The following is a 16,840-nucleotide window of genomic DNA, read 5'->3' as shown; positions in this document are numbered from 1 at the left end:
ACAGCCAGTGACTGCGTGGAGGATGTCGACAGCGCACTGATCAAAGCGATCCGGCAGGACCCGACGAGCTACTACGTCAACGTCCACAGCGACGTGTTCCCTGCTGGTGCGATCCGGGGCCAGCTCTCGAAGTAGCAGGGATCCGCACGACGGCGTCGCCCGACGTCTGCAGCCGCGGGGCTCTGGGCGACACGTTCGCTTGCGACACGCGTCCGCTGAGAGCGCAGCGCGGCACGAGGACACGCGAATCGCGGTCAGGCCGGGCGGGGCACCGCCGCGAACGGCGACAGCCGCAGCCAGTCGCCGACCATGCGGCGGATGTGGGTGGTGCCGGCCAGGTCGATCGTGCCGGCCCGTACCGCTTCCGTCCACGCGATGTCGCTGCGCCACACGCGGGTCAGGGTCCGCAGTCCGCTCTCGACCGTCACGTGGACAGGGTGGCCGGGATCGTCGTCGCAGACGTCGACCTCGTCACCGGTGACCACCAGCCACCACCGGTCGCCAGGGGGATCGACGTCGGTGAACGCGAAGTGCAGCACGGTCCGGCCGTCGGGCATCGCGTCGAGGTCGAGGTTGCGGCAGGTGTGGATCGAGGTCCTCTTCTCCGAGCTCGCCGATCCACCGGATACCCCAGCTGCCGAGCGCCTCGATCACCGGTCGCAGCTTCTCGCCGGCTGCGGTCAGCTCATATGTGACGCGGTTGCCGTCCTCGCGCCGCTCGATCACACCGGCGCGTACCAGCGTCCGCAGGCGCTGCGACAGTAGCGACGGCGACTTGCGCGGCACGCCGCGTCGCAGCGCGGTGAAGTGGCCTGAGGTGGATGGGTTCTATGCGTCGGTGTGGTGCCGCGCGGCGCTGGCCGCCGGGGTCTGCACGCGCAGCGACGATGGGCGGTACCGGCTGGCGCCGCACATGGCCACGTTGTTGCGCGACACCACGTCGCCTGCGTATGTGGGTGGGTCTTCACGGTGATGGAGCAGCCGGAGATGTTCGACCGGTTCGAGCGGGTGCTGCCCACGGGTGAGCGGATGTGGTGGAGTGACACCAGCGACGCATGGATCGCAAACGTCGCGGGCACGGGGACGCCGTTCTACACCCGGCTGGTCCCCGGTGGGCTGGACCGGGTGCCGGGGCTGTCCGAGCGGCTCGCGGGCGGGCGGGCGGATCGTCGACACCGCGTGTGGCGCCGGTGCGGGCGTGCTCCGCCTGGCTGAGCACTATCCGCACAGCCACGTCGTCGGGGTGGATGGTGACGGCTATCGGTCGAGCGTGCGCGCAGCCTGGCGGAGCGCAGTGGCCTTGACGGGCGGGTGTCGTTCGTGTACAGCCCGCCGCCCTCGTTCCTGCCGTCGTCGGACGACCTCGGTCACAACGTCGGCGGGCACGGACCGGTCGGTGGCGACACGGACCGCGCCTTCGACAGCGTGGCGCCGTCGAGCCGTCACGGATGGCGTCGATCACCACGGGGTGCGGCGGTCGTCGACCGTCGCACCCCGACGCGTGTCAGACCGCGGGCTGCAGCGACCCGTCGAGCTGACGGTAGACATGACCCGCAGCGATCAGCGTGATCGCCGACGTGATCAGCACACCGATGATCAGCGCGAACAGGCCGAGGATGTTGAGTCCGATCGCCGCGAGGACGAACAGGAACAGCTGGCCGCGGTGGCCGGCGGTCAGGCGACTGCTCTCGCGCAGTGACTCGATCGGGCCAAGACCCTTGTCGACCAGGGCCCATCCGTACAGCCCGAAGACCACCGCGACGATCAGCCCTGGGATGATCAGCAGCAGAAGGCCGATCCCGAACATCACCGAGAAGATCAGCGAGGCGATGATGTAGGAGATCAACGTCGAACCGTCCGGCAGCAAGGACTCACCGCTGATCGGCCGGCCGTCGATGATCGCCAGCGCCAGGGAGATCCACACGATGGCGACCAGCTGACCCAGGAAGAACGACACGACCGAGGCGAGGAACCGGATCACGCCGGTCGTGTCGGTGGACAGCCAGTTGACCGCGCCCGTCACCACCCACAGGATGAGCGCGACGATGACCAGTGGGCCGATGTTGGCGGTGAAGCCGCGCCATCCGGCGCTGAAGGCCGCGCCGATGTCGAGCGATGATGACGGGGTCTGAGTCACGTCTGATCCCTTTCGTCCCGGCCCGCGGGACGCCGAGATGATGTAGCGTCACCATAGTGCGCATCGGCCGTCGCCCACCAGCATCCGGCGTGGTGTCTCAGCGCAGGGGTGCCCCGCAGGGTGACGTCGGCCGGAGGCGACGAGGCCAACGACGCCAACGACGCGCACGTCGTGCTACCCGGACGTCGGCTTCTCCGATTGGCGCAGCCACACATCGAAGAAGGCCGCCAGGTCGAGCCCGGACACCTCTTCGTAGACCGCTTCGAAGTCCTCGGTCGTGGCGTCACCGTCCTCGTAGCGCTCCAGCCACAGCCTGGCGCCGGCGAAGAACGCGTCGTAGCCGATCTTGACCCGCAGTGCGTGCAGCGTCGCCGCGCCACGGTCATAGACCGGGTCCACGAACAGCCCGGTCGGGGCCGGATCGGCGATCGCGACGTCCCAGAAGCTGTCATCCGCCGGGATGGCCATGACCTCTTCGAACTGGCTCTGCGCCGTAGGTCCCCCGTCGTGCTCGGCCCACAGCCACGAGCAGTAGGTCGCCCAGCCCTCGTTGAGCCAGATGTCCTGCCAGCGCTGCGGGCTGACCGTGTTGCCGAACCACTGGTGTGCGAGCTCGTGCGCGACCGTGCTCTCGCTCGCCTGGCGGGAGTAGACGGGACGGGTCTGGGTCTCGAGCGCGTAGCCGACGCTGTCGTCGTCGACGATCGAGCCGTAGGAGTTGAACGGGTAGGCACCGAACTGCGATGCGAAGAACTCGATCATCGCGGGTTGCTGGGCGAGGCTCGTCTCGGTGGTTGCGCGTTGGGCGGTGGTCAGGCCGTCGTCGATCGCGTCGATGACCGGCAGGCCATCGGCCGTCTCGGAGGCGCGCAGCTCGTAGTCGCCGACCGACGCGGTCGTGAGGTAGCTGACGTGCGGATCGGGCGCGTCCCAGAACCACGTGGTCCGGCCGTTCGCGGTGATCGGCTCGCGGGCTGGCAGGCCGTTGGCCACGGCCGCCTTGCCTTCGGGCACGGTGATCTCGAACGTGTACGTCGCCTTGTCCGTCGGGTGGTCGCTGACCGGGTACCAGGTCATGGTCCCCTCGGGCTCACCGACGACCATCGCGCCGTCACGCGTCGTCACCCAGCCGTATAGGAAGCCCTCGATGTCGCGCGGACGCGTCGTCTCGCCCCCGTAGCCGATGACGACCTCCGCGCGTCTGCCAGCCTTGAGCTTCGGGCGAGGTTGGATCGTGAGTTCCCACACGCGTGCGGCGTCGTCCTGGACCTGCCAGTACGCCGCGCCCTCGACCTCCTCGCCCTCCGCCGGCGGCGCGACCTCGGCCGCGGGTTTGCCGTTGACCGTCACGGAGGAGACGTCCAATCCCCGCAGGTCGAGGTTGAACCGGTCGAGGTCCTGCGTGGCGACGAGGTCGATGGTGGCGACGCCGTCGAGGTGGCCGGTCAGTGGCGCGGGTGATGGGGAGGGTGGCGTGTAGTCCAGGTCGAGGTCGTAGCGACGGACGTCGTATCCGCCGTTGCCGGCGTACGGGAAGTAGGCGTCGCCGGCCCCCGGCACGCCTGCGGTGTAGCGCGGTCCCCCCGGAGCGCTCGGCGCCGCGATCGCGCTCCCCTGGCCGGTGAGGACGGCGAGTACGACCGCACGCAGGAGCACTGCATGCGGGAATCTGGCACGGACAGCAACCATGGTGCGCCTCCCGCATCGCTGTGACGGCAGGACTCTACGGCACACTGATGTCTGTCGCGGAAGTCCGAACTGCAGGCGGGCCGATGTCGATCGGCTAGGACCGGCCCGGCGTGGGTGCGCCGCCGACAGTGGTGGCCAGCCGACTGTCGGCAAGGAGCTCGGCGAGGTGGATGCCCGTGGCGTCGGCGAGGTCGGCGGCCTGGGTGCGGCAGGAGAAGCCGTCGGCCACGAACACCGTGTCGGCGTCGGCGGCGCGCAGCGCGGGCAACAGCCCGGTCTCGGCGACGGCGACCGACACGTCGTAGTGGCCCTGCTCCATGCCGAAGTTGCCGGCCAGCCCGCAGCAGCCGGCCAGCGTGGTGACGCGTGCGCCGGCGCGGTCCAGCAGGGACTGGTCGGCCTGGTAGCCCATGACGGCGTGCTGGTGGCAGTGGGGCTGCGCGATCACGGTCGTGCCGGACAGGTCGGGCGGGTCCCAGGCGGCGGGACCGACCGGCGGCTCGGCGGTGAGCAGCTCGGCGAGGGTGTGGACGGCGTCAGCGACGGCGGCGGCGCGGGGGTCGTGGGGGAGCAGCTCGGTCAGGTCGGACCGCAACACGGCGGTGCACGACGGCTCGAGGCCAACGATCGGTGTGCCGGCGGCGGCGTGCGGCGCGAGGACGTCAGCAAGGTGGCGCAGTCGGCGGCGCGCGCCGTCGAGCTGGCCGGTCGAGATCCACGTCAACCCGCAGCAGGCACGCCCGCCGGGCAGGGCGACGTCGTAGCCGGCGTCGGCCAGGACGGCGGCGGCGGACCGGGCGACGTCGGGAGCGAACGCGCGGGTGAACGAGTCGACCCACAGCACCACCGACCCCAAGGGTCCCGCGTCGACACCCGCCGCGCGGCGCCGGTCCGCGATGAGGTCGTCGCGCAGCGGTGGGGTCGCGAAGGGGGGGATGGTGCGGCGGCGGTCCATCCCGCCGGCGGTCAGCACGGTCCGCGCGACCGGCCCCATCGCCAGGATGCGGTTGACGACCCGCGGTGCCAGCTCGGCGATGCGCGTCCACCGCGGCAGCCAGCCGAGCGTGTAGTGGCTCGCGGGTCGCAGCCGCCGCCGGTACGTGCGGTGCAGGACCTCGGCCTTGTAGGTGGCCATGTCGACGCCGGCCGGGCAGTCGCTGGCGCACGCCCTGCACGACAGGCACAGGTCCAGCACCTCGTGCACCTCCGCTGAGCGCCAGCCGTCGGTGACCAACTCGCCGCGGGTCATCTCCTGCAACACCCGCGCCCGTCCACGGGTCGACTCCCGCTCGTCCCGTGTCGCCAGGTACGACGGGCACATGAACCCGCCTGCGCCGCTCAGGTCCGCCCGGCACTTGCCGACACCGACGCAGCGGTGCACGGCCGCCGTCACATCGCCGCCGTCGTCGCCGAATGCGAACCCGTTTGTGGCAGCGATCGGCAGCGCGCGGGGGCGGCGCAGGTCCGACGTCACCGGACGCGGCCGGACCACCACGCCCGGGTTGAGGATGTCGTCGGGGTCGAACAGCCCCTTGAACGCGGCGAACGCGTCGATCGCCGCGGGCGAGTACTGCAGCGGCAACAGCTCGCCGCGGGCGCGGCCGTCGCCATGCTCACCCGACAGCGATCCGCCGTGCGCGGCGACCAGCTGCGCCGCGTCGAGAAGGAACGACCGGAACATGCCCACGGTGGCGGGCGTGTCGAGCGGGAAGTCGATCCGCACGTGGATGCAGCCGTCGCCGAAGTGACCGTACGGGAGCCCGTCGAGCCCGTAGGAGGCCATCAGCTCGTCGAAGGCCCGCAGGTACGCTCCCAACCGGTCGATCGGCACCGCGGCGTCTTCCCAGCCCGGCCACGCCTGCGCGCCGGCCGGCGTGCGTCCTCCCAGCCCGGCGCCGTCCGCACGGATCCGCCACAACGTCGCCGCCTCGCTGGCGGACGTGATCAGGCGCGAGGCCGACGTGGCCGCGTGTGCGGCGAGCCGTTCGGCGCGGTGTCGCGCCTGGGCGACGGTCGCACCGCCCACCTCGACCAGCAGCCAGCCCGCACCGGCGGGCAGGTCCGGCACCGCTCCATCGCCCCGGTGGTCGCGGACGACGTCGACCAGCCGCGCGTCGATCCCCTCGACGGCCGACGGGTCGTGCGACACCAACGCGGGTACGTCGTCGGCGGCCTCGGCCATGGAGGCGTAGCCCAGTACGATCAGAGTCCGGGCCGCAGGCGGCGCGACGAGGCGGACCGTTGCCTCCAGCACCGTGACCACGGTGCCCTCCGTGCCCACCAGCGCCTTGGCGAGATCGGCGCCGTGGTCAGGGAGCAGGTGCTGCAGCCCATAGCCGGAGACCTGCCGCGAGAACCGGCCGAGCTCGGTGCGCACCACGCCACGGTGCTGCTCGACAAGGTCGGCCAGGCCCGTGACCGTGTCCAGCCCCCGGCCCGCGACGTACCGTCGGCCGGCGCCGTCGACGACGTCCAGCGCGACCACGTTGTCGGCGGTGCGGCCCCACGCCAGCGTGTGGGCGCCGCACGAGTCGTTCCCGATCATCCCGCCCAGCGTCGCCCGCGACCCCGTCGACGGGTCGGGCCCGAACCGCAGCCCGTGCGGCGCCGCGGCCGCCTGCAGATCCGACAACACCACGCCGGGTTGCACCCGGGCGGTCCGCGCATCCGGGTCCAGCGCGAGCACGCGGTACAGGTGACGGGACGTGTCCACTACGATGCCCGGCCCGACCGCGTTGCCCGCGATAGACGTGCCACCGCCCCGCATCGTCAGCGGCGCGCCGTGTCGCCGCGCGACCTCGGCGACCGCCAGCACGTCGTCGACGTCGCGGGGGAACACCACCACCTGCGGCACGACGCGGTAGTTCGACGCGTCGGTCGAGTACTCCGCGCGACGCCGCCGCGACGCGTCCACCTCACCCCGCACCATCGCACGCAGGGCCTGCACGAGCCCACGGACCTGAACCATGTCTCGGTCGTGCATCCCGGGTGGACCTCCTCCTGGCCTGCGGTGCGGTCCGGATCACCCGGGCCCGCGTTTCCAGCATCGCCTCGATCGCGACCGGTGACGCGATCCGTCCGCCAGGCCAGCTCCATACGTCGCGGACGGCGCGCCTGAACAGGGCGTTCGCCATCGCGCACCCCGGGGCCCGGTGCCGCTGCAGGGCACGCCGGCGAGCTCCCGGTGGCGCCCGAGGCGCGCGCTCGAGCTCGGTCAGCGCGAGCTCGGCACGGCCGGTCGTGTACACGGGCTCGCGGTCGTGGCCGACGTAGGTGCGGTGGATGCGCGACGCGGGCTGACCGAGGAGCTCCCGGATCAGCTCGGGCGTCACACATCGGTCACCGCCGCCTCGTGCGCGCCTGCCGGGGCCACGCCGCGAGAACGATCACGCGCCGCCCACACCGACGTCCTCGGCATCAGCGACGGCCTGAACGAGTCAAGCGCCGCAACCGTCTCCAGCGCCGCCGCGGGCGTCCCTGCCCCCAGGTCAGCCACACCGCCGTGCGCGAGAGTGCGACGCGGAGCTGGTCGGGGGTCTAGTGTGACGGCATGACGGTCTCCGGGCATGCGCAGATCGGGTCCACGATCCGCGGGCCTCGATGACAAGGGACAACCCGCGTGACGTGCGTCGCAGCGGCCGCCTGGCGGCGCTGTCGATGCTCGCGTCGGCCGACGTCGTGGTCCGCCAGCCACGGTGGGCCGCCGGTGCGGTGGCTGCCGCCGCGCCCGGCGTGCTCTTCGAGGTCCGGACCGACCGTCACCTGGTCGCGCTCACGTTCGACGACGGCCCCGACCCCCACGTCACGCCCGCCCTCCTCGAGGTCCTCGCCCGCCACGGTGCCACGGCGACGTTCTTCGTCATGGGTGACCGGGCTGCCCGCAACCCGGCGATCCTGCACCGCATCGCCGGCGGCGGCCACGAGTTGGGCAACCACCTGATGGGGCCGGAGCCGACCGTCGCCCAGGCGTTGGCCGCGTTCGAGCGGGACCTGCTGCGATGCGGCCGGCTGCTGTCCGGCATCGGGGACGTGCGCCACTACCGTCCGGCGTCCGGCTGGATCCGGCCGCGCCAGCTCGCCGTCGCCCGCCGGCACGGATACCGCTGCGTGCTCGGCTCGGTCACCCTGGTCCGCGACCCCGTGCGCCGGCCGGCGGCCGCGGCGCACCTCCTGGCCGTGCGGGTCCGGCCGGGCGCGATCCTCGTCCTGCACGAAGGCACCGCCGATCGGGGGCGGATCGTCGAGACCGTCGACCGGTTGCTGACGAGCCTGTCGCGCCGCGGCTACCGGGCGCGGTCGGTGTCGTCGCTGCTCGGCGCGGTCGCCACGGACGCGGCGGACGGCAGGTGCGGCTCGACGATCCCGCCGGGAACCCGGTCGAGCTGTTCGAGCCCTTCGACCGCTGATCGCGGCCAGCACCTCGCCTAGAGCAGCAGCCCGACGAGGGTGAAGCTGACCATGCCGGCGCCGAGCGACCACAGCAGCGAACCGGAACGCCACGCGGTGACCGCGGCCGCCAGCAGACCGATGACCTGCGCGGCGGACACGTCCAGGCCGGCCCGGCCCTCGCCATGGGCGAGCGAAGACACGACGATCGCAGCGGTCACCGCCGGTCCGACGTAGCGCAGCGCCTCCTTCACGGCGTCAGGGAGTCGCTCGACGTCGATCAGCGTGACGAACGCGATGCGCAGGACGTACGACCCGGCGGCCGCACCGAGCAGGGCGAGTGCTGCGTTCATGACATCCTCCGTGCGATGGCGCCGGTCGCGGAACCGGCAACGGCGCCGGCGAGCAGACCGAGACCGTGTGGCAGGTCGAGCGCGAGCGCGGTCACGGCTGCGCCGGCCACGGCGGCGGCCAGGGCAGGCCGGTCACGCACGTGGCTCACGCTGAGCGCGACGAACAGCACAGGGACGGTGAACTCGAGGCCGATGCCGCTCGGCACGATCGGTCCGAGCAGGATCCCGACGACCGCCATTGCGGTGAACACGATGCCGATCAGTCCTGCGGCCGCGAACCAGTAGGCACGGAACCAGGCGGGGTCTCGTTCCGTCCTGGCGGTCGACAGCGCGAAGGTCTGGTCGATGATGAACGAAGGGCCGAGCCAACGGAACCAGCGCGGCTGGTCGCGGAAGCGCTCGGCCAACGCGGCGCCGTACATGGTGAACCGCGCGTTCACGACGAGTGCGGTGAACGCCGCGGTCAGCGCCGTCCCACCGGCATCCAGGACCGACACCACCGCGAAGTTCGCCGAGCCGGCGTACAGCACCGGCGTCATCACCGCGCCGACGAGGTCCGGAACGACCGACGCGTTGATCGTGACGCCGAGGACCATCGCGAACGGGACGATGGCCACGGTCACGGGTGCCATGTCACGCAGCCCGGCTCGCGCACCGGCGGCGCGCACCAGGGACGCCGCCGTGGCCGGCGGCGCAGGTGCGGGCGGCGTGAGGAGGTTTTGGGGCCGTTCGCGGACCACGGTGCTCATGGCGGCGCTCCTGTCGGGTCACGACACGGTCACGCTGCCGGCCCGTGGACCCTTCGACGTGGGGTTGCTCGCACGGTACGGACCATCGGGCGTGTGGGGGTCGGTGGATGCTGCCCATCTCTGCGGGCCCGCCACCTAGGTCATCGATTCCGGCGGTGCGTAGGGTTAGGCGACCTCCTCGAGCGCCAGACCAGCAGACTCGTCGGCGCGACCGCTGTCGTCGGCTACCACCTGATCACGATCGGCTGGAGTCCTGCGGCGCCCGCTGCGATCAGGTGCCGGCCGTACAACGCCTGGGAGTGCGGGATGCGCCGGCGCCACCCCGAGTACGCCGCGCCCGACGTCTACATGATGTCGTACGGGCGGGAGCTGAACTGTCGCCCCCCGCTGCTCGACACCCACCGGCGCATCGATGCCATCCCGTACCCCGGAGCGTACGGTACGGGGTGGTGGGGGCCGGTCGGTCCCCACCGTCAGATGGTCGGCCTGCAGCGGTGACCGCGCAGTCGTCCCGGGCACGAGCGCACATGGCGGACGCAGCGCAGACCGACGACGCGTCTCCGCCCGGTGGGGCGGGCACCCCCTGACGCCGACGCCCTCGTCGCCGTCGCCGTCGAGCTGAACGGGCGGACGACCACGATCGAGGTGGGCGGCGGCGAGGCCGCCGTCGATGCGATCCGCGAGCGGTGCGGGCTCACAGGAACCAAGTCCGTCTGCGGGGGTGTGGTCTGCGGTGCCTGCACCATGCTGGTCGACGGCACCCCCACCGTCACGTGCCTGCTTCCCGCGACGGCACTCGACGGTGCGGCGGTCACGACCGTCGAGGGGCTCGCCGGCGACGGCCTGCACCCGGTGCAGCGCGCGTTCATGGCCCATGACGGTCTGCAGTGCGGATACTGCACTCCCGGCTTCGTGGTCGACGCGGCGGCCTTCGTGGACCGCTGGCGCGCCGAGCACGGCGCCGTCGAGCCCGATCGCAACACGGTTGCCGACGCCCTCGCTGGGCACCTGCGCCGGTGCGGGGCGCACGCGGGCATCCGCCGCGCGGTCGCTGCAGCGTGCCGCGGAGACTTCGACGACCCGGTCGACGTCGCGCCTGCCCGTGTGGAGGCCAAGGCCAAGGTGACGGGCGCCGCCCGTTACACGACCGACGTGGTGCTCCCCGGCCTGCTGCACGGGGTGATCGTGCGGTCGCGCGTGGCGACCGGCACGGTCCGCCGCGTCGACTGGCGTCCGCGCGGGCCCTGAACGGCGTCCGCGCGGTCGTCGACCTGCGCCCCGCGGACCCCCGGTCCGCTGGGTGGGCCAGCCCCTCGCGGCGCTCGCCGCCGACGATCCGGCGACCGCCCGTCTGGCGGCGCGCGCGGCGGTCGTCGTCATCACGCCGCACGACGCCGTGCTCGACGTCGACGCGGCGGTGGCGGACGGCGCGCCACTGGTCCATGAGGGGCGGGAGGCGCGCCGTGCAGCCCCGAATGCGTCGGAGGGCTTCGCCCTGCCCATCCCGTGGCGTGGCAACCGGCGTGGTCCGGGACTGGTGAGCTGGCTGGGGCCCGTCGCGGACCGTCGCATCGCCGCGGCGCGACGGCGGGCCGACCCCCGCCTGGTCGAGGCGACGTTCACCACGGCCGTCCAGGTCCACACGAGCTTCGAGCCGCACGCTGCGGTCGCCGACTGGTCCGACGCGCAGCACCTCCGGCTGTGGGTGTCGACCCAGGCGGTCGAGGAGGTGCGGGCGGCCGCGGCACGGCACACGGGCCTACCCGACGACCGGATCGAGGTCACCGCGGCCCACGTCGGTGGCGGGTTCGGCTCGAAGCAGGGCCTGACGGCCGAGGGGGTCGCTGCGATCGAGCTGTCGGGCGGCGCGCGTGCGCCGGTGAAGGTGGTCCCCGACCGCGCCGAGGAGCTGACGGCCACCGGACTGCGTCCGGGCAGCCGCACGGACATCGTGCTGCTCGCCGCCGACGACGGCGACCTCGCGGCGCTGACCGTCGACACCGTCAAGGATGGCGGGGTCTCGATCGGCACGCTGACCGCCTCGCTGACGACGTTGTCGTACGGCGCGGGCCACGCCGGGCCCGCGACTACGACGTGGTCACCAACACGCCGCCAGGTGCGCCGTTCCGTGGCCCCGGTGGCCCACCCGCGATGTGGGCGCTGGAGCAGGCCGTCGACGAGGTCGCCCACCGCCTCGCGAGGATCCGCTGGCGCTGCGGCGGCGCTGGGACGGCAACGAGCGGCGCCAGCGGCTGTACGACCACGCCGCCACCCTGCAGCGATGGCGGGACCGGCCCGTGTCGGGACGCGGCAGCGGCCGGTTCCGGCGCGGGGTCCCGCATCCCCCAGCTCGGCGACACACCCGAGATCGAGGTCCACTTCGACGAGGAGGGGTGGGAGCACGCCCCGGGCGGCGGCGTCGGGCTCGGCGAGGTCGCCACGATCGGCGTCGCGGCGTCGGTCGGCAACGCCATCCACAACGCCACGGGCTGGCGCCCGCTGGACCTGCCGGTCACACCGGACCGGGTCGTCGAGGCGCTGCGATGACGACCGGCCCGCGGCACGGGAGGGATCCGGCATGACACTGCACCGCGCGACCTCGATCGACGACGCCGTTGCCGCGACGGGTGACTACCGGGCGGGCGGCACCGACCTGCAGGAGCGTCTGCGCCACGACGTGCGTGCCCGGCCGCTCGTCGATCTCGCGCCACTCGACGAGCTGACCCGCATCGATCCGGCCGACGACGGCGGCGTCACCGTCGGCGCGCTGGTGACCGTCGCCACGGTGGCAACGGACCTGGCCGCCAGCCATGCCGCCGTCGCGCAGACCGCCGCCGGGCTGGCGACACCGCAGATCCGTGCCGTCGCGACCATCGGGGGAAACCTGACGCAGCGCACCCGGTGCTGGTACTTCCGTCACCCCGCGCTGTCGTGCCTCAAGTCCGGCGGCGACGGCTGCCTGGCGCGCGAGGGCGACCACAGCCTGGGAGTGGTGTTCGACCTCGGCCCCTGCGTGCACCCGCACCCCTCGTCGATCGGCATGTCGCTGCTGGCCAGCGACGCGCAGATCAGTGTGACCGGGAGTGGCCGCATGGCCGTCGCCGACCTGTGGGGCGACGGCTCCGACCCACGGGCGACCACCAGCTGACCGGCGGCGAGCTGCTGACCCACGTCCACCTTCCCCCCCATGGCCCGCCGAGCGTGCCGCCTACTTCCGGGCGATCAGCCGGTTCGAGGCGGTGTGGCCGCTGGTCGAGGCGGTCGCGCGCATCGTGCTGGACGGCGACGTGGTCACGCACGCGGCGATCGCCGTCGGAGGCGTCGCGACGGTCCCGTTGCGCCTGCCCACCGTCGAGGGGGCGCTCGTGGGCTCGCCCGCGACGCGGGAGGCGCTGACCGCGGCCGCGGCCGTCGCCACCAACGGCGCCACGCCGCTGCCGCGCACCGGCTACAAGCTCACCCTGCTGACTGGTACGGTGCTCGATGCTGGAGCGCGCGACCGCTCGTTGACCCCGCAGCGTCGCGGCGCGCCCCCTGGGGAGTGCGATCGCGATGTGCGGTGCGTTCGCTCCCCGCAGCCACGCCGCGCCCCAATCCCTGGGGAGCCGGATCACCACATGTGGGCTGTTCGCTCCCCGGAGTCGGCCCTGGGGCGCTCCGACGGAGCGACGCGACGATAGCGTGAGGCCGGTGGACATCGTTTCCGAGGCGCCGCTGCGCGCACTGTTGTCTGAGCCCCTATTCCGGCGGTGGGCCGTCGCGAACCTGTTCGCACGCCTGCCGTTGACCATGAACCTCCTCGCGCTCGTCCTGGTCGGCGAGGTCGTCACCGGTGACCTGGCGACCGGTGCGACGCTCGCGGGCATCCTGACGCTGACCAGCGGCCTGCTCGCCCAACCGCGCGGCCGCCAGCTCGACCGCGTCGAGCTGCGGGGAGGCCTGCGGCGCGACCTGCTCCTGGCCGGCGCCGGGATGCTCGGCCTGGCGGCAGCGGCGTCGACCGGTGCGCCCGTCTGGGTGCTCGGCGTGCTCGCCGCCGCCGAGGGTGCGGCGTCCGCCGCCGTGCTCGGCGGGTTCCGTGCACTGCTCGTGCCGACCGTGAGCGCCGAGCAGATCGAGCCCGCCAACGCACTGGATGCGGTCTTCGTCGAGGTCGCGTTCGTGGCCGGACCGGCGGTGGCCGGCGCCGCCGCGCTGGTGGTCGGACCGATCGGCGTGCTCGTCCTGCAGGCTGCGGCGTTCGCAACCGCGGCGCTGCTGCTCGGTGGCCTGCCGATCCGCCCGCCTGCGCTCGACCTGGACCTGGCGGGCGCAGCGCCCCTGCGGACCCGTGGAGCACGCAGCATCTACCTGCTGGCGTTCGGGCCGGGCCTGGCGCTCGGAGCGTGGGAGGCGTCGATGCCAGCGCGCCTGGACGCGTTCGGCTGGGAGCCGGCGTCGGCCGGGCCGCTCCTCGCCCTGACGGCCCTCGGCAGCGGCCTGGCCGGCCTCGCGGTCGCCAGCTTGCGCGATCCGCTGCGCCGCGGCCGCGCGCTGGCGGCCGCGCTGCTCGCGGTGTTCGCGCTGAGCTTCGTCCCGACGGCGGTCGCCGGCAGCGTGGCGCTGCTCGCGGTCGCCCTGTTCGTCGTCGGGATGCCGATCGCCCCGCTGAACGCGCTCGCGGGCCTGGCGATCCAGCGCATCGTGGCCGAGCCACGCCAGGCCGAGGGGTTCGCGCTGTACCCGGCGATGATCCTCATTGGCGCAGGGTCCGGTCAGGCCGTGGCCGGCGTCGCGCTCGACCTCGTGCGTCCCGGCACGTTCATCCTCGCCATCGCCCTGGTGCCGCTCGCCCTGACGCTCGCCGTCGTCGCGGCCATCGTCCGGCGGCGGGCACGCGGCATCCCGACCGGCGTCGGCTACCCCCACGACCCGGTCGTGGCCGATCCGGCGATCCCGACCGTGGCAGACGTCGCTCCGTAGACTGGAGCCTTCCACGACGGCGGCGAGGAGGCACCATGAGCGGTCCGGTCGAGCCGAAGGACGCGGCCTGCCAGGACGAGGACCTGGCCGGCATCGAGGTCCGCGAGGGCCGGCGGGCGTCGGTCGGCGGGATGCGGATCGCCCGGGTGCTGCCGACCAAGGGTCGGCGCACTGTCGGTGCGTGGTGCTTCACCGACCTGATCCTGCCCGCGGACGGCCTCGATCCCGATCCGATGGAGATCGGTCCGCACCCGCACATCGGGCTCGCGACCGTTACCTGGCTGCTCGACGGCGAGGCGGTGCACAGCGATTCGCTGGGCACCGAGCAGGTCATCCGACCAGGTCAGCTGAACCTGATGACCGCGGGACACGGGGTCGCCCACGCCGAGCTCGGTGCGCCTGCGCCGCTGCGTGGCGTCCAGATGTGGATCGCACAGCCCGAGCACACCCGCCACGGTGCGTCGGCGTTCGAGCACCACGCCGACCTGCCCCGCGTCGACCTGGGCACGGGCGAGGCATCCGTGCTCGTGGGGTCGCTCGGTCACGCGACCTCGCCGGCCCGGGCCGACACCCCGCTGGTCGGCGCCGACGTCACGCTGCGCGCGGGCACCACGCAGATCCCGGCGGTCGAGGGCTTCGAGTACGCAGTCGTGCCGCTGGACGGTCGCGTGAAGGTGGGCGTCGACATCGTCGAGCACGGCTGGCTCGCGCTGGTGCCACCCGGCCGGCGCCGCCTGCCCGTCGAGGTGGCCGGCGAGGGCGCACGCTTCATGGTCCTCGGGGGTGAGCCGCTGGGCGAGCAGGTCGTCATGTGGTGGAACTTCGTCGGGCGTGACCGCGCTGAGCTCACCGCGGCGTGGCGGGCGTGGGCGGACCACGATGAGGACCGGTTCGGTCCGGTCCCGTCCCGCCTGGACCGCATGGAGGCGCCGGCCCCACCCTGGCACCTGGACAGCTGACTGGGGTCGCCGGCCCGCGCACACGTCGCGGGGCCGTCCCCTGGACGGGGAGGAGCACGTGGCGTGACGACGATCGGAGTAGCCGCGCCCAGCCGGATCGCCGCCGATGCAGGCGTCGCGATGGCCGACGGCGGCAACGCTGTCGATGCGGCGTTGGCGGCAGCGGCGACGTCGCTGTGCACCGAGCCGGGCATCATGTGCGCCGGAGGCAGCGGGTTCGTGACAGTCTGGCCGCCTGACGGCGATCCCGTCGTGATCGACGGCTACGCCGAGATCCCGCGCGGAGACGGGCAGGTGCGGCTCGGTGACGGCATCGAGGCGGTCGAGTTCGACTACGGCGGCATCGTCGCACAGGGCGTCGGCTACGGATCGGTCGCCACACCCGGAGCGTTCGCGGCACTCGGGGAGGCGTCGGACCGCTACGGCCGGCTGCCCTGGGACCGGGTGCTCGAGCCGGTGATCGGCTGGGCGGACTCAGGGTTCCCCGTCTCGCGGGGGGCGGCGGTCTTCCTCCGTTCGACCTTTCCGGCCATCTACGGCTGGCAGCCCGAGAGCGCCCGACTCCTCGCGGACGACGACGGTGTGCCCCTCGACGAGGGGCACGTGCTGCACGTGCCGTGCCTCGCCGACACGCTCCGCACGATCGCCGCCGACGGAGCAGGGGCCTGCTATGCGGGGTCGCTCGGTGCAGCCATCGGCTCGTTCGTCCACGAGCACGGCGGCCTGCTGACCGCGCGGGACTTGGCCGCCTACCAGCCGCTCGATCGTGCCGCGCTCACGGTCCAGATCGACGGCTGGACGGTTGCCACCAACCCGTCGCCGGCGATCGGCGGTGTCTGCGTCGCAGCGATGCTGTTGCTGCTCCGAGAGGGCACCGGTGCGACGTGGGACGCCACGGCCGCCCAGACGCTCGCGCGGATCCAGGATGCGGTGCTCTCGTTCCGCGCATCCCGCCTCGATGGCGCCGGGGTGGGCGCGGAAGCGGTCGATGCGGCGGCGGCGCTGCTGGCCACCGCGCGGGACCGTGACCTCGCGGTGCTGCTCGGCGCCCCGTCGACGGTGCACATCTCCACCGTTGACAGCAACGGCTGGGCAGCCTCGATCACGGCATCGGGCGGCTACGGGTCAGGCGTGCTGGTGCCGCACGTCGGCATGTGGCTGAACAACTCGCTCGGCGAGTTCGACCTGCACCCGACGGGCATCGCCGGCCTCCCCCCGGGCTCGCGGCTGGCATCGAACATGGCGCCGTCGGTCGCCCGTGGCCCCGACGGGGCGGTGCTGGCGATCGGCTCACCCGGCGCCGGCCGCATCGCGACGGCGGTGGCACAGGTGCTGTACCACCATCTCGACCTCGGTGCGGGCCTCGACGAGGCGGTCCAGCGGCACCGGCTGCACGTCGAGTCCGTGGACGATCACCGCACGATCTCCCACGAGCCCGACGTGCCGATCGGTCACCCGGCGGGCTACGCCGTCCGCGCGTTCGACGCCTCGCACATGTTCTTTGGTGGTGTGGCCGCTGCGCGATGGGACCCCGCGACCGGGGTGGACGTGGCCTCGGACCACCGCCGCGGCGGCGCGGTCGCCGTCGCCGAGGGTTGAAGCCAC

The 16,840-nt window shown here is 73.1% G+C and carries 17 protein-coding genes; 11 read left to right on the top strand and 6 right to left on the bottom strand.

Translation table 11 applies throughout. From position 1 onward, the window contains the following. Positions 1-254 precede the first annotated feature (254 nt). Positions 255-557, bottom strand: a complete 303-nt coding sequence (locus VK923_13870; GenBank protein HSJ45763.1) for a hypothetical protein — start codon at positions 555-557, stop codon at positions 255-257. A gap of 25 nt (positions 558-582) precedes the next feature. Between VK923_13870 and VK923_13865 the strand changes: the two genes are divergently transcribed. Both VK923_13865 and VK923_13860 read left to right on the top strand, forming a co-directional pair. Then, positions 583-765, top strand: coding sequence for a hypothetical protein (locus VK923_13865; protein HSJ45762.1), 183 nt, complete (start codon positions 583-585; stop codon positions 763-765). A 222-nt stretch (positions 766-987) separates the two neighbouring features. Next, the gene (locus VK923_13860) at positions 988-1,215 is read left to right on the top strand and encodes a hypothetical protein (protein ID HSJ45761.1); all 228 of its coding nucleotides are present in this window, start codon (positions 988-990) and stop codon (positions 1,213-1,215) included. Positions 1,216-1,504: 289 nt separating this feature from the next. Here the strand turns inward: VK923_13860 and VK923_13855 are convergent, their stop codons facing one another. From VK923_13855 to VK923_13845, 3 genes are all read right to left on the bottom strand, one after another. Then, on the bottom strand, positions 1,505-2,137 hold the full coding sequence (locus VK923_13855) for a hypothetical protein (GenBank protein ID HSJ45760.1): 633 nt from the start codon (positions 2,135-2,137) through the stop codon (positions 1,505-1,507). Positions 2,138-2,311: 174 nt separating this feature from the next. Next, positions 2,312-3,826: a M1 family metallopeptidase gene (locus tag VK923_13850; protein ID HSJ45759.1), complete on the bottom strand. Its 1,515-nt coding sequence runs from the start codon at positions 3,824-3,826 to the stop codon at positions 2,312-2,314. 94 nt (positions 3,827-3,920) lie between these two features. Then, a complete protein-coding gene (locus tag VK923_13845; GenBank protein ID HSJ45758.1) occupies positions 3,921-6,809 on the bottom strand; it encodes an FAD-binding and (Fe-S)-binding domain-containing protein in 2,889 nt (962 codons plus the stop codon). Positions 6,810-7,426: 617 nt separating this feature from the next. On the opposite strand from VK923_13845, the gene VK923_13840 reads away from it, so the two are divergent. Continuing rightward, positions 7,427-8,254, top strand: a complete 828-nt coding sequence (locus VK923_13840) for a polysaccharide deacetylase family protein (protein ID HSJ45757.1) — start codon at positions 7,427-7,429, stop codon at positions 8,252-8,254. Here VK923_13840 and VK923_13835 read toward each other — a convergent pair. Beyond that, positions 8,251-8,565, bottom strand: a complete 315-nt coding sequence (locus VK923_13835; protein HSJ45756.1) for an AzlD domain-containing protein — start codon at positions 8,563-8,565, stop codon at positions 8,251-8,253. The genes VK923_13840 and VK923_13835 overlap by 4 nt on opposite strands. Beyond that, entirely contained in the window at positions 8,562-9,314 is a 753-nt protein-coding gene (locus VK923_13830; GenBank protein HSJ45755.1) for an AzlC family ABC transporter permease, read from the bottom strand. Before VK923_13830 ends, VK923_13835 begins: the two co-directional genes overlap by 4 nt. Positions 9,315-9,620: 306 nt before the next feature. Between VK923_13830 and VK923_13825 the strand changes: the two genes are divergently transcribed. The 8 genes from VK923_13825 (at position 9,621) to VK923_13790 (ending at position 16,834) form a co-directional block, all read left to right on the top strand. Further along, positions 9,621-9,812, top strand: a complete 192-nt coding sequence (locus tag VK923_13825) for a hypothetical protein (protein ID HSJ45754.1) — start codon at positions 9,621-9,623, stop codon at positions 9,810-9,812. Between the two features lie 69 nt (positions 9,813-9,881). Further along, on the top strand, positions 9,882-10,562 hold the full coding sequence (locus VK923_13820) for a 2Fe-2S iron-sulfur cluster-binding protein (GenBank protein ID HSJ45753.1): 681 nt from the start codon (positions 9,882-9,884) through the stop codon (positions 10,560-10,562). A gap of 258 nt (positions 10,563-10,820) precedes the next feature. Next, positions 10,821-11,861, top strand: coding sequence for a molybdopterin cofactor-binding domain-containing protein (locus VK923_13815; GenBank protein HSJ45752.1), 1,041 nt, complete (start codon positions 10,821-10,823; stop codon positions 11,859-11,861). Between the two features lie 31 nt (positions 11,862-11,892). Continuing rightward, positions 11,893-12,462 carry an FAD binding domain-containing protein gene (locus tag VK923_13810; protein HSJ45751.1) on the top strand — a complete coding sequence of 190 codons (570 nt, stop codon included), beginning with the start codon at positions 11,893-11,895 and terminating at the stop codon, positions 12,460-12,462. After that, entirely contained in the window at positions 12,398-12,994 is a 597-nt protein-coding gene (locus VK923_13805; protein HSJ45750.1) for a hypothetical protein, read from the top strand. Before VK923_13810 ends, VK923_13805 begins: the two co-directional genes overlap by 65 nt. Before the next feature lie 10 nt (positions 12,995-13,004). After that, the gene (locus VK923_13800) at positions 13,005-14,276 is read left to right on the top strand and encodes an MFS transporter (protein ID HSJ45749.1); all 1,272 of its coding nucleotides are present in this window, start codon (positions 13,005-13,007) and stop codon (positions 14,274-14,276) included. Between the two features lie 35 nt (positions 14,277-14,311). Beyond that, positions 14,312-15,235, top strand: a complete 924-nt coding sequence (locus tag VK923_13795; GenBank protein HSJ45748.1) for a pirin family protein — start codon at positions 14,312-14,314, stop codon at positions 15,233-15,235. Between the two features lie 63 nt (positions 15,236-15,298). Next, positions 15,299-16,834, top strand: a complete 1,536-nt coding sequence (locus tag VK923_13790) for a gamma-glutamyltransferase (GenBank protein ID HSJ45747.1) — start codon at positions 15,299-15,301, stop codon at positions 16,832-16,834. Positions 16,835-16,840: the final 6 nt, after the last annotated feature.

Source organism: Euzebyales bacterium (assembly GCA_035461305.1).
In the GTDB taxonomy this organism is placed as follows: domain Bacteria; phylum Actinomycetota; class Nitriliruptoria; order Euzebyales; family JAHELV01; genus JAHELV01.
This window is presented reverse-complemented; position numbering and strand designations above follow the sequence as displayed.